The 14,131-nt window shown below is 38.9% G+C and carries 7 protein-coding genes; 4 read left to right on the plus strand and 3 right to left on the minus strand.

The features are described from left to right. Positions 1 to 58 precede the first annotated feature (58 nt). From CGC47_RS08920 to CGC47_RS08935, 4 genes are all read left to right on the plus strand, one after another. Positions 59 to 982: a PorP/SprF family type IX secretion system membrane protein gene (locus CGC47_RS08920; protein WP_041913490.1), complete on the plus strand. Its 924-nt coding sequence runs from the start codon at positions 59 to 61 to the stop codon at positions 980 to 982. Between the two features lie 20 nt (positions 983 to 1,002). Continuing rightward, entirely contained in the window at positions 1,003 to 2,961 is a 1,959-nt protein-coding gene (locus CGC47_RS08925) for an OmpA family protein (protein ID WP_172458717.1), read from the plus strand. A 280-nt stretch (positions 2,962 to 3,241) separates the two neighbouring features. Further along, positions 3,242 to 4,366, plus strand: a complete 1,125-nt coding sequence (locus CGC47_RS08930) for a formimidoylglutamase (RefSeq protein ID WP_041999199.1) — start codon at positions 3,242 to 3,244, stop codon at positions 4,364 to 4,366. Between the two features lie 24 nt (positions 4,367 to 4,390). Further along, positions 4,391 to 4,984: a ribonuclease HII gene (locus CGC47_RS08935; RefSeq protein WP_041988741.1), complete on the plus strand. Its 594-nt coding sequence runs from the start codon at positions 4,391 to 4,393 to the stop codon at positions 4,982 to 4,984. A 103-nt stretch (positions 4,985 to 5,087) separates the two neighbouring features. On the opposite strand, the gene CGC47_RS08940 is transcribed toward CGC47_RS08935, so the two are convergent. From CGC47_RS08940 to glgP, 3 genes are all read right to left on the minus strand, one after another. Then, positions 5,088 to 7,415, minus strand: coding sequence for a glycoside hydrolase family 20 protein (locus CGC47_RS08940; RefSeq protein WP_095900263.1), 2,328 nt, complete (start codon positions 7,413 to 7,415; stop codon positions 5,088 to 5,090). Positions 7,416 to 7,451: 36 nt separating this feature from the next. Then, positions 7,452 to 9,701 carry a GH92 family glycosyl hydrolase gene (locus CGC47_RS08945; RefSeq protein ID WP_095900264.1) on the minus strand — a complete coding sequence of 750 codons (2,250 nt, stop codon included), beginning with the start codon at positions 9,699 to 9,701 and terminating at the stop codon, positions 7,452 to 7,454. A gap of 121 nt (positions 9,702 to 9,822) precedes the next feature. Continuing rightward, on the minus strand, positions 9,823 to 14,061 hold the full coding sequence (gene glgP / locus CGC47_RS08950) for an alpha-glucan family phosphorylase (protein ID WP_041999558.1): 4,239 nt from the start codon (positions 14,059 to 14,061) through the stop codon (positions 9,823 to 9,825). Positions 14,062 to 14,131: the final 70 nt, after the last annotated feature.

The following is a 14,131-nucleotide window of genomic DNA, read 5'->3' on the forward strand; positions in this document are numbered from 1 at the left end:
TTAACTAAACGAAAAGGAAAAAAAATCGAACAAGGAAAAAAGAAATAAAGATTCAGTTATGAAGAGAAGTAATAGATTTGTACTCATTTTAATGCTTATGTTTAGTGTATTTGGATATTCACAACAGGAGTCGCAATACACGCAGTATATGTACAACACGATGCAGTTTAATCCGGGTTATACGGGTTCTCGTGGTGTGGGTAGTTTGTTTGGACTTTATCGTACGCAATGGGTAGGTTTGGACGGAGCTCCTAAGACGAGTAATTTGAGTTTTCATACGCCGATAAAGAACAAGAATGTTGGTTTGGGTTTGTCGATTCACCACGAGACGATAGGTCCTCAGACGGACACGAATTTGATGGTTGATTTTTCGTACACGTTGAATTTGGAGAACAGCAAGTTGGCTTTTGGGATAAAGGGTACGGCAGGTTTTTTCCATATTGATTACAATAAGTTGCGTTTGCAGGATTCTGGGGATTATATATTCACGGGAGGTGATAATCGTATTTTTTCTCCGAATGTGGGGGCGGGATTGTACTGGTACTCGGACAATTGGTATTTGGGATTGTCTGTTCCGACGCTATTGGAGACGGATGTTTACTCTCGTAATGATCGTTCGATTTCTGTACTTAAGAACACACAGCATTATTATTTGATAGGGGGTTATGTCTTTGATTTGTCAGATTCTGTAAAGTTCAAGCCTGCGGCTTTGTCTAAATTGGCTTATGGTACTCCTTTGCAGTTGGATTTGTCGGCGAACTTTATGTTTAATGAAAGATTTGTCTTGGGCGCTGCTTGGCGCTGGTCGGCAGCGGTGAGTGCTATGGCAGGTTTTCAGATTAGTGACCGCTGGTTTATTGGTTATGGCTATGATTTTGAGACTACGGAATTGTCGAAGTATAATTCGGGTTCTCACGAAATCTTCTTAAGATATGAATTTATAAAGACGTACAAGAAGGTGGTATCACCTCGTTTCTTCTAAGGGTAATAAAAGGTTAGGATATGAAATTAAGTTACAGATTATATAGTGTATTGTTTTTTGGGCTGTTGTGCTTTAGTGGTTCTTATGCCCAGAACAAGGATTTGGAAAAGGCCAACAAGCTTTACAACAGTTTTGCTTATGTTGATGCCATTAGCATTTATGAGCGTATAGCACGTAAGGGTTTTGAGAATCAGGAGTTGTTGGAACGTTTGGGCAACTCGTATTATTTCAATGCGGATTATCGCAATGCTTTGGTTTGGTATGAAAAGCTTTTTGGTAATTCGCAGTATGAGATTAGTAAGCCGGAGTATTATTATCGTTATGCGCAATCGCTTAAATCGGCAGAGCGTTATGAGGAATCGGATGCGATGATGAACCGCTTTATTGCCCTTACGGAGGAAGACAATCGCGGAACGATATTCGAGGAGAACCGCAATTATCAGCAGGTGATTGCTAAGAATTCGGGTCGTATGGATTTGCATTTGGTGGATATCAATACGGAGTACTCGGAATATGGTACGGCATTTTATGGGGATAAGGTGGTTTTTGCTGCGAGTAACAACAGTCTTTTCAAACCGACTTCGTATTGGACGGGAGAGACGTTTTACAACTTGTATGAGGCACGTCGCGATAGCATTGCTTTGAGTAAAAAGTCGGAGTTTTCTTCGGTGTTAAGCACGAAGTTTAACGAATCGACGGCGGTTTTTACCGCTGATGGCAATACGGTTTATTTTACGCGTAATAACTACATCAACAAGAAGGTAGGAATGGATAGTGATAATGCCATTCTTTTAAAGATATTGAAATCTACCAAGGACGCTAATGGTCGTTGGAGCAAACCGGTGGAATTGCCATTTAACAGCAATGTGTATAGTGTGGCACACCCTGCTTTGAGTCCGGATGAGAAGTATTTGTATTTTGCATCGAATATGCGAGGCAGCCGTGGGGCTTCTGATATTTTCCGTGTGGAGATTTTATCAGGCGGAGGGTATGGTAAACCGGAGAATTTAGGTGAGAATGTAAATACGGATGGTAGAGAGTCTTTTCCATTTATCTCGAAGAATAATGTCCTTTATTTTGCCTCGGACGGATTTCCGGGCTTGGGTGGTTTGGACATTTTTGCGGCACAGATACGCCCTGACGGAAGTTTAGGTAAGGCGGTGAATGTTGGTCGCCCTGCCAATAGTCCAGATGACGATTTTTGTTATGTGATAGATAGTGACACGCGTGTGGGCTTTTTGACCTCGAATCGTTCGGGAGGTGTGGGTAAAGATGATATTTATAGTTTTTATGAGCGTGTACCGTTATATTTTTCTTGTACGAAGTTGATGCGTGGTGTGGTTAAGGATGCGCATACACAGGCGGTATTGTCGGATGCTTCATTGACGCTTTCAGGGGTTGATTTTGAGGCATTGGACAGCATCCAAAGTGCTCAAGACGGAACATTCGCCTTTGCTAAGGAGGTGGATTGCTACAAACCTTACTACTACGTGAAAGGGGCTAAGGAGGGCTATGAAACGGCAGAGGTTAAGGTGTTATCGCAGATGGACAAGGATTTTTATTGTGAGGTATTGCTTACACCGCGGGTGATTCAGGTAACGCAAGGGGATGATTTGGCTAAAGTATTCAAGATAGAGAACATTTATTTTGATTTTGACAAGTCGAATATTCGTTATGATGCTTCTGTACAGTTGGCTAAGATATTGGAGGTGATGCAGGAGTATCCTAAGATGAAGATAGATGTACGTTCGCATACGGATAGCCGTGGTTCGGACAGTTACAATATGGCGCTTTCGGACAGACGTGTTAAATCTACGATTAAATGGCTGATTGCTAATGGCATCAGTGCGGATCGATTAACAGGAAGAGGCTATGGGGAGAGTCAGCTTACTAACCATTGCAGCAATGGGGTGGATTGTAGCAAGGAGGAACATCAAGCCAACCGAAGAAGCGAGTTTATTATCGTGAGTATGGAGTAATATTTATGGGATAAGGTAGGAAATAGTATTTTTCTGAATATTATAATTGAAACCACATAGAATCATAATATAGATGTTTCTGTGTGGTTTTAAACTTAATTTGGGTAAGCTTTATGGTTTTTTTTGACCTTGATGAGGATTTATATCCTCTTTTTGAAGATAGAAAATACCGGTTGATATATAGAAAGTTGTCTTTTTAGGAGTAGCTTTTTTGTTCTCTATTCTAAAATTTTTTTAAGAATGGTAAAAAAGCAGTAGTTTTGAAGCAAAATTATGGAGAATGCCTTTCACTTTTTTACAACCCATTAGTAGCGCTACATTAGCTGATAGTTATAAACCTCAACAGTTAGGATATTTAATTCGCAAACATACTGAATATGAATTATTTCCTGATTTGGAGGATATTAAAATAGCATTTTTTTGTATTGAAAACAGCCAACAAAAATCTGATGATTTTCGTAAGCATTTTTATGCACTTTATAGTGGTAACTGGCACTTTCCGATAGCCGACTTAGGGAATCTTATCCAAAGTCATTCCGCATCGGATACTTATTTTGCTATAAAAGAGTTGGTTAGCACTTTACTCAAAAAGCAAATAATTCCTATGGTAATTGGCGGTGAGCATCATTTTACGTATGGTTTATATCGAGCTTTTGATGCTTTGGAGCAGATGGTAAATTTGGTGTCGGTCGATGCTCGTTTTGACTTTGGTAATGAGCAGGAACTATTTGCTGAAAATTCCTATATGAGTCGTATTTTATCGGAAGACCCCGTCAATCTTAACGATTTTACCAATTTAGGATATCAATCATTCTACAATGCCCAAGAGGAATTGGATTTGATGGACAAAATGTTTTTTGAGGCACATCGTTTGGGGAATTTGGTTGCAGATATGACCTTAGCCGAACCAGCTATGCGAGATGCCGATATTGTGAGTATAGATATGACCTCCATTCAAGCTAAAGACGTGGGAATAGCCTCGGGCAATGTCAACGGATTTTCTAATCGGGAAATTTGCACCTTAGCCCGTTATGCGGGGATCAGTAGCAATGTACAAGTATTTGGAGTTTTTGATGTTCCGCCAACTGAACTGGCATACCAGCTTTTGGCTCAAATGATGTGGTATTTTATTGAAGGATATAATTTTAGAGTTAGGGAATTGCCCGTACTTAATGATGAAAATTATACGAAATATACCGTTTTGATAGATGATTTAGAAGTTACATTTTTTAAGAGTAATCATACAGGGCGTTGGTGGCTTAAGCCTTATACCGAAAGTAGTAAAAGAGGAACTAATCATCTGCCATTAGGATTGATACCTTGTAACCCAACTGATTATACCAATGCTTTGAAAGGTGATATTCCTGAAAAATGGTGGAAAGTTTATCGAAAATCAATTTTATAATAAGGGCTCAAATTTTTCAAAGAAATGCAACTATTTTATCATTCTGCTTTTGAGGCTGGTACAGATGAAGCGGGGAGAGGGTGTTTGGCGGGGCCAGTTACCGCAGCAGCAGTTATTCTTCCTGAAAATTTTAAAAATGAATTACTTACCGATTCTAAACAGCTTTCTGAAAAACAACGTCTTTTTCTCAAAGACATTATAGAACAAGAAGCGGTATCTTTTGCTGTGGCACACGTATTTCCAGCTGAGATTGATGAAATAAACATTCTTAATGCTTCTTTTTTAGCAATGCATAAAGCACTTGAAAAACTCTCTTTTACTCCCGAATTTGTAGCCGTTGATGGTAATCGTTTTAAAAGTTTTGGGCAGATTCCGTATGCTTGTATTGTCAAAGGAGATGCTAAAATACAAACCATTGCCGCAGCTTCTGTATTAGCCAAAACCAATCGTGATGCGTATATGCAACAAATTCACGAGGAATTTCCGATGTACCGCTGGAATAAAAATAAAGGATATCCTACAATTGAGCATCGTAAAAGTATTGCTCAATACGGAATTACGCCCTATCATCGCAAGTCGTTTCAATTACTACCCACTCAGTTGAAATTGCAGCTTTAGGTTGAATACATTTCTCATTTTTAAAAAATCACACAAAATTTTACAAAATAAAACTCCCTCTGAAAATTTTCAAAGGGAGTTTTATCGTGATTAAACCAATGTATTATTCAATAATAATTTCATCAATAAATAAAAACCCTAATTTTCCTTTGGCTTGTGTGTGCCAATTAGGAATGCTTTGTTCCGAAGCGATTTTTATTTTTACATAACGTGTCTTTGTTGGGTCAAACGACAAAGAATGTGTACGAATTTCGCTTTTGTGTCCTTCTGCTTCCTGTGGATAGGTTTCAGAGGCTACTTCCTGAAAATTTTTTCCGTCATCGGATATAGCTACGGAAAAACTACGAGCGTCGTAAATCCAATCGCCTGTAATAACATTCGCATTGAAAGCTACTTTTGAAATTTCAGTGGCATCTACCAAATCAATTACGGCTTCTAAATCGTTTCCTGAGAAGGCAATCCAACGTCCAGTTCTGAAATTTTGGTCTCCCACACAGCCGTCCACCAAAGTAGAAGCTCCACCGAACTTGTAGGAAGGATAAATTTCAGTTTTCATATCAATAGCTCTTGCTGTGGCCTTATTAAATTTGAAATCTTCAGAGAAAACACGGGTTTTTCCGTTTTCTCGAATTCCAATGGCACGTAGTTGTGCGTCCTTTCTAATTTTGATAGGCTCAGCATATTTTTCCGATTTTTCGGAAGGTTCACTTCCGTCCAAAGTGTAATAAATGGCGGCATTATCAACGGTAGCAAAGGCAACTTCAATGGCTCCTTCCTTTTCTAAAGCAGTAATATCCGCCTTTAAATCAAAGATATGCGTAGCGTAATTGTATCCGTACAATTCGTAGATTTTAATGAGTGAAACCACACGCTGTAAGAAATCAGGATAGTTTTTCTTCTCGGGTTGTGTCCATTGTACTTCGGCTAAGGCTGCATATCGAGGCAGTGCCATATATTGTACTTGTTTGAAAGTTTTTATGTATTCTGTCCAGATGTTGGCTTGTACACCTAAGATGTGTTTTCTTTGCTCAGGAGTGAGTGCATCAGGTATAGGCTCGAAGCTGTATGCTCTTTCCACAGGAATATATCCTCCAATAGCAAGAGGTTCATTTTCAGTGTCTTTTGATTGATAGTAATCAAAATAAAGGAAAGACATTGGCGTCATAATGGCATCGTGTCCCGTCTGTGCGGCGAAAGTTCCTCCCTCAATGCCTCTCCACGACATTACAGTAGCATTTGGGGCAATGCCTCCTTCCAGAATTTCGTCCCAACCAATGATTTTTCTTCCTCTTTTAGCTAAAACTCGCTCAGCAAATGAAATGACGTGACTTTGCAGATATTCTTCAGCGGTGTGCTTGTCGTCCTTTTTGATGCCTAATTCTTTGATTTTTAACTGACATTTAGGGCATTTTTCCCAACGAACTTTAGGACTTTCATCGCCTCCAATATGAATGTATTCTGAAGGGAAGATATCAGCAACTTCGTTTAAAATATCCTCAATGAATTCGTAAACTTTTTGATTTCCAGCACAAAGTACGTCATCAGAAACTCCCCATTGCGTCCAAACTTCATACGGACCTCCTGTACAGCCCAATTCAGGATACGTAGCCAAAACGGCTTGCATATGCCCAGGTAGGTCAATTTCAGGAATTACAGTAATGTGGCGTTCTTTTGCGTAGGCTACAATTTCTTTAAGTTCTTCTTGAGTATAAAATCCTTCGTAAGGTTTTCCATCGTACTTACCAGAATTTCTGCCAATTACAGTTTCTTTACGTTTTGAACCAATTTGAGTGAGTTCTGGATATTTTTTGCTTTCTACTCGCCAACCTTGGTCATCGGTTAGATGCCAATGAAAAGTATTCATATTGTGCAAAGCCATTATATCCACGAAAGTTTTGATAGAATCCAACGGGAAAAAATGACGAGCTACATCCAAATGAGCCCCACGATACCCAAAACGGGGAGCATCTGAGATATGAATAGGTGATAGAACTACGCCACTAGTTTTCTCAACAGGAATAGATTTTCTCAAAGTTTGAACGCCGTAAAAGACACCTGCTTGCGAAGCTCCATTAACCACAATACCATTGGCCTCAACCGAAAGTTCGTAAGCTTCTTTGTTTTTAGAAGAAAGCCCAGTTTGTAAACGAATGGCGTTTTTTTGTGAATTTTCCTCAGCTACGGAGAGAGTTATTCCCGTTTGGTCTTTCAAATATGAAGCCAAAAAATGAGCTGTTTTTTCTAAAACTGAATCTCCTGAAGGGTAAGTAATAACGGTTTCTTTGCTCAAAGAAAACGGATTTCCCTCTTTTTTTTCAATTTTTTCAGGAAGAGGAACTACCTGATAATTAGCTTTTGTTGTTTTTTGGACGTTTTGGCACGAAACCAATAAAAATACGCCAAAAAACCAATACCATAAGTTGATTTTCATTATATTGAATTTAAAAATTATTTACGATACTAAACTTTAATACACTTTTTCAGGCTCGGGAAGCTCATATTCTCCCAAAACAACATCATTGGGCGTGTTTCCCATCTCGAAGACGAGCTCCCCACCTTGTAAAATATCTTTATGGCTGATAAATAGCTTTTTATAAACTACTCCATTTAATTTGATAGCTTGTATGTATTGATTTTCTTCGGAAAAATTTAATGCCTTAATGGTAAATGTTTTTTTATTACCCAAATCAATGATTGATTGTTCAAAAAAAGGTGTACCGAACAGATAAACGCCTTGTGCTGGGTTTACAGGATAAAACCCTAAACTACTCATAATAAACCAAGAAGACATCTGTCCACAATCTTCATTACCGCAATGCCCATTGGGGGTATTACTATATTGTGTTTGCATAATTTCTTGTATAATTGACTGTGTTTTAGAAGGTTTTCCTGTGTAGTTATACAAGTAGCCTACGTGGTGGCTGGGTTCATTGCCGTGAGCATATTGACCAATCATTCCTGTGCTGAATATGGGAAGCTTGTCTTCAGGAAGTGGTTTTAGGGTAAACATTGAGTCCAGTTTTTGCTCAAAGCGTTCTTTTCCGCCTGTTTTTTGAATAAGTGCAGGAATGTTTTGGGGTACGAACCAGAAGTAGTGCCACGCATTACTTTCGCAGAAATATGGGGTGTATTCCTTTGCAACGAAAGGAGATACAAATTTTCCGTTTTTATCTTTCGGACGAAGAAAAGTAGATTGAGTATCGTAGTGATTTTTCCAGTTTTCTGAGCGATTCAAAAAGTATTGATAATCTTCATTTTTATTCAGAGCCTTGGCAAACATAGCTATGCACCAATCTCCGTAGGCATACTCCACAGTTTTGGAAACAGACCAATTTTCGTGATGTTCATCAGTGGGCACGTATCCCAATTTTTTGTACAAATCGATTTGACGCTCATCTACCATAGCACTTGCCACGCAGGCTTGGTAGGCTAAGTCGGTATCCATAGGAATGCCTTTGAAATAAGCATCAACAATTACAGGTACGCTGTGATAACCAATCATCATATTGGTTTCATTGCCTTGCATAGACCAAACGGGGAGTTTCCCAGTTTCTTGATAATGAGCTAATAAGGATTTTATGAAATCGGCACTTTTTTCTCTTTGAATGATGGTATATAACGGATGTGCTGCTCGAAAAGTATCCCATAAGGAAAAGGTGTCGTAACGGTTATAATTTTCTGCTTTAGAGATATTTCCGTTAGGCGCTTTGTAATATCCGTTGGGGTCGCTCAGTAGGGTAGGGGCGAGCATTGATTGATACATCATCGTGTAGAATATTGTTTTCTTATCGGGGTCATTGGTCGAAATTTGTATTTTCTGCAGTTCATTTTCCCACAATTGTTGCGCTTTTTGAACATAGTTTTCGAAATTAAAATCCGTAGCTTCGGTTTGCATTGAGGCATAAGCCCCTTCAATATTTGCCGTAGAAATTGCCGTTTTCACCACGATTTTTTCATCGGAGGCGGTTGGAAACAATAGCTCAATACGTGTATTTTTACTTTTGGCACTTTGCTTGACTTGTTTTTCATCTTCAAATAGTAGATAGTCTGTAAAGGGGCGTGAAAATTGCATCACGAAAAAAATACGCTGATCTTTTGCCCAACCTGTTGATTTTCGGTACCCCTCAATGGTATTAGCATCTACAACGCGTAAGTGGGTATCGGTGGGTGCATCCCAGTTCATAGCAAAGCCCAAATCAATGTGAATTTTAGATTGTTCATCTTTAGGAAAGGTATAACGATGGATACCTACCCGCTCAGTAGCAGTAAGTTCAGCTTTTATGCCGTAACTCAATAAGTCAACAGTGTAATATCCTGCAGTGGCTTTTTCTTGCTGGTGATTGAACTTAGAAAAAGGCTTGTAGCTATTTTCAGCAATGCGTTCGGAAAAACGGCTATTGGTAGGCATTACCAAAATATCGTACAGATCACCAGCACCAGTTCCTGTTAGGTGAGTGTGAGAAAAGCCACTGATGATGCTATCTTGGTAGAAATAACCAGCGATTCTGTCCCAACCTGGAATGCCAATATCTGGGCTTAATTGTACCATACCGAAAGGAACGGTAGCTCCAGGATAGGTATTTCCTGGTCCGTCTGTACCAATAAACGGATTAACCCAATCTGTTAGTTTTTCGGAAGAAACTTCAGGCGAAATTGTTTTTTTACATCCCATAAGTAGGCACATTGCACCTACCAATGCTAAAAAAATTTTTTTCATTAACTATTCTTAAATTGAGAGAAATTCCTAATCCTACAAAGATAAACTTTTTTTCTGATTTTTGGAGTTATTTATAAGGGTAAAAGAAAACCGCCTCTTTCAAGAGGCGGTTTATATGATATTATAACCATTTTACAAGTGCAAAATCTTGTCGATGTGGTAATAGTTCGTTTTTCGGGAAAATACGAACCGCTAGTTGTAACGAACCTGGATATTCAGTAACTACTTCCAAGACGTATTTTACGAGACTTCCTTGTTGAGAAACCGCTTTAAATTCTTTGGTTAACAAGACTTTCATTTTTTCGTCTTTTTGTTCAGCGACTACTAATTCCATACCAATATCATTCATACTAAGGCTACCTAAATCTAGAGTAACTTCACCCTTGTAAGTCTTACCAATGGCGATGACTTGTTTGTTTCGGTTGGGTACATCAACATTTACTACTTTGATATTATCCCATTCGTTGCTTACACGTTTTTTCCAGTCCGAAATTTGGATTGTGGTTGCAAATTTATCGGCTTTCAACTTTTTAGCTCGTTCGCTCATTGGGTAGTAGTATTGCTTTTCGTAGTCGGTAAGCATTCGGTTTGTGGTGAAGTTTACCGCTACTTTGGCAATGGTATTTTTGATGTAACTACACCAAGTTTGAGAAATTCCATCTTTATCTTTATCATAAAAAGCAGGAGCAATTTCATCTTCTATAATGTTGTAAATCAGCTCAGCATCTAATTCATTTTGGTACTCTTGGTTCTCGTAGGCGCGTTCCATAGGCAAAGCCCAGCCAGCATCTTCTCGATAACCTTCAACCCACCATCCGTCTAAAACGCTAAAGTGCATTACTCCGTTCATTACGGCTTTCTCGCCACTGGTACCTGAGGCTTCTTGCGGACGTGTTGGTGTATTCATCCATACGTCAACGCCTTGTACCATATGGCGAGCAAGTTCCATATCGTAGTTCGGAATAAAGAGAATTTTACCCAAGAATTGAGGTAATTTTGATATTTCTACGATGTGTTTAATTAGGTCTTGTCCTGCCTTATCGGCTGGGTGCGCTTTTCCAGCAAAGATAAACTGTACAGGACGATCAGGATTGTTAACAATTTTATCCAAGCGCTCAATGTTACTAAACAGCAAGTGAGCACGTTTGTAGGTAGCAAAACGTCGAGCAAAACCGATAGTTAAAATATCGTCACGTAAATTTTCTTTGATTTCCACCAATTGTTTGGGTGAGAAGTATGGAGTATTCTTCTCACGACGTAGTTTTTGCTCGATACGACGTAGTAATTTTCCGCGTAGGGCAGTTTTCACTTCCCAAATACGTTTGTCGGATACTTTGTATATGCCTTCGAAACTTTTTGGGTTGTATTGATGGGTTTTGAAATCTTCGCCAAACACTTCATTTTGAATTTCTTTCCATAAAGGCGAAGTCCAAGTAGGTTGATGAACACCATTAGTTACGTAGCTGATGTGCAACTCGTCAGGCATATATCCCGGCCATAAGTCTTTGAAAATATCTTTGCTGACCTCTCCGTGTAACCAGCTCACTCCATTGACTTCTTGTGAAAGATTTGCCGCTAAATTACTCATTGAGAATTTCTCACGTGGGTTATATACATCAATTTTACCTAATGATAAAATTTGTTGCCAAGAAACGTGTAATTTTTCAGTATAGTGCTCGATATGAGTTCGTAACATACCTTCTTCGAAGAAATCGTGCCCTGCAGGTACTGGAGTGTGTGTGGTGAATAAAGAAGAAGCACGAACCACTTCCATCGCTTCTGAGAAGGAAAGTTTATCATTTTGGATATATTCGCGAAGTCTTTCCAACCCGATGAAAGCAGCGTGTCCTTCATTACAGTGGTAAACATCAGTATCAATATTGAGTTTTCGGAGCATTTTTATACCTCCAAGTCCCAATAACATCTCTTGTTTTAAACGATTTTCCCAATTTCCACCGTACAGATGGTGAGTTACTGAACGGTCATCATCTCTATTATCTTCGAAATCAGTATCTAAAAGGTATAGTTCGATTCTTCCTACATCAACGCGCCATACACGAGCGTAAAGGGTACGTTGTGGCAAATCTACAGAAACAGTTAGCCATCTTCCGTCTTCACCCATTACCGGAGTGACAGGGATTTTAGTAAAGTCTTGTGCCTCATAGTCAGCTTCTTGATTTCCTGCCGAAGATAGTTTTTGTGTGAAATAACCATAACGATATAGCAAGCCCACCCCAGTAATTTTGGTTGCTTTATCACTGGCTTCTTTTAGATAATCCCCTGCTAAGATACCCAATCCTCCAGAATAAATCTTTAAAGAAGAATGCAATCCGTATTCCATACTGAAATAAGCTACGGTAGGGCTTGTCATCTTCTCTTTTTCAGCCATATATGTCTTAAATTCAGCATATACGTCTTTAAGTTTTTTCATAAAATCGGCATCATTTTCAAGCTCTTTATAGCGTGAAAGGGAGATGGTATCCAGCAATGCGATAGGGTTTTTACGGGTTTCAATCCATTGGTTTACGTCAATGCTTTTGAAAAGTTCCGAAGCTTTATCGTTCCAACACCACCATAAGTTTTTGGAGAGTTCTTCAAGAGGTAAAAGCGCTTGAGGCATAGAGCGATGAATGATAACGTTGCGCCAGTTGGGGGCTTTAATCATTTTGGTTTGCTCGAAATATACTGCCGTTTGAGCGTCAATATTTGGGAGGCTTTCCACACGGCTTTCAATATTTTGAAGCGTTAGTTCATAACATTTTAAGTAGTGTTTGCTTAAATTTTTCCACAAGGCAATTTGAGCAATTTCGGAGGCTTCATTTTGTAGTTTTTCAAGTTCTTCCTCCTTCATTTTTAGCAATTTGATTAGATTTTTGGTAATGCTACCAACGATATCCCCATAGTTGGAATCCTCTCTTTTTAAAATGTTAATTGCGGAAGGACTCTCAGGGTAATAGTCTGTAACCCATTTACCAAACCCTGAAAGGGAAGTGGTTATCGTAGGTACTTTGAAAGCTAAACTTTCCAAAGGCGTGTATCCCCAAGGTTCGTAATAGGAAGGGAAAGCCGTTGCATCTAGCCCAATAAGTACATCGTAATAAGGCAGATTGAAAACACCATCTTTTCCATCTAAGTAACTGGGGCAGAAGATTACCTTTACCTTATCTTCTTTACGATTGTAGAGCTGTTGCTCATAAATTCGTCTTAAAATTTGGTCATTATGGAAATCTGAAAGGTAATGTGTTAAATGCTTTTCTTCATTATTAACGGCTTGTTGAGGCATTTGCATATTATGAACCAGTCCTTTGTTAGGACCTTCTTGAGCCGTAGGGATTAAAATGAAAGCAAACAATTCTTCATCGTTTTTAGTATCACGATTTAATGCACCAAGAGCATCAATAAAGGCATCGATACCTTTGTTACGGAACTCATAACGTCCGCTTATGGCTACCATTTTTATGTTTTCATTTAAGGAATAGCCCACCAATGCTTGTGCTACATTGTGCAATTGTTTTTTAGCATCTTTACGTTTTTTGGTAAACGTTTTGGCATTAGGCACAAAGGAGTCCTCAAAGCCATTAGGAGTGATGACATCTGCTTTTCTTCCTAAAAAATGTAAACTTTCTTGTGCGGTAATATCACTAACGGTGGTAAAGCAGTCTGCAGTTTTTGCGGCTATTTTTTCTAAGAAATGTTTATGCTGTACACCAAAACGATATGCCATTTCTTCGGGCTGATAGCCTTTCATTGTGTTATATAACGGATAACCATTTCCAGCTATGGAACGCCCTACTACGGTGGCGTGTGTGGTAAAAACTGAACCTACTTTTGGCATTTTGTCCTCTACGTACAAAAGTCCGCTACCTGTCATCCATTCGTGGAAATGACAAATGATATTTTCACGAGAAGCCACATTAAAGTTTACGAAACTTTCAATGACTTTGGCCGCGGCATATCCGAAGAGCACGGATTCGATATAGTCCCAAGAGCTATTCAATGAATCAAGTTGGTAGGTATCCCAATAGTAACGTAAAATTTCGTTTTTGTTGGCAAAATATCGAGAGAAATCAACTAAGATAACCAGCGGATTTCCAGCGATGTTCCAACGCCCAACACGAACACGAAGTCCTTCATTTTCAGTATTTGCTTTCCACGATTTAAAAAGTTCAGTATCTTCAATAAACTCGTGGTTTTCGGTATGTTGCCACAGGTCTGGACCGATTAAAATATATTTGTCTTTAAATTTCTTACTGATGCTCAAAGCTTTAGTAGATATTACTGTGTGAATACCTCCTACTTTGTTGCATACTTCCCAACTGGTTTCAAAAATATAGTCAGGGTTTAATGTTTTTTTACTCATAAAGTTATTTTTCGAATTATATCTGTGTTATTACTTATATACTTACTAAAATCAAAAGCTCGGACAAAGA

The organism is Capnocytophaga canimorsus (assembly GCF_002302565.1).
GTDB classification, from domain to species: Bacteria; Bacteroidota; Bacteroidia; order Flavobacteriales; family Flavobacteriaceae; genus Capnocytophaga; species Capnocytophaga canimorsus.

Coding starts and splice junctions, on each gene's coding strand:
- CGC47_RS08920 (WP_041913490.1), top strand. CDS start 59: ATGAAGAGAAGTAATAGATTTGTACTCATTTTAATGCTTATGTTTAGT.
- CGC47_RS08925 (WP_172458717.1), top strand. CDS start 1,003: ATGAAATTAAGTTACAGATTATATAGTGTATTGTTTTTTGGGCTGTTG.
- CGC47_RS08930 (WP_041999199.1), top strand. CDS start 3,242: ATGCCTTTCACTTTTTTACAACCCATTAGTAGCGCTACATTAGCTGAT.
- CGC47_RS08935 (WP_041988741.1), top strand. CDS start 4,391: ATGCAACTATTTTATCATTCTGCTTTTGAGGCTGGTACAGATGAAGCG.
- CGC47_RS08940 (WP_095900263.1), bottom strand. CDS start 7,415: ATGAAAATCAACTTATGGTATTGGTTTTTTGGCGTATTTTTATTGGTT.
- CGC47_RS08945 (WP_095900264.1), bottom strand. CDS start 9,701: ATGAAAAAAATTTTTTTAGCATTGGTAGGTGCAATGTGCCTACTTATG.
- glgP (WP_041999558.1), bottom strand. CDS start 14,061: ATGAGTAAAAAAACATTAAACCCTGACTATATTTTTGAAACCAGTTGG.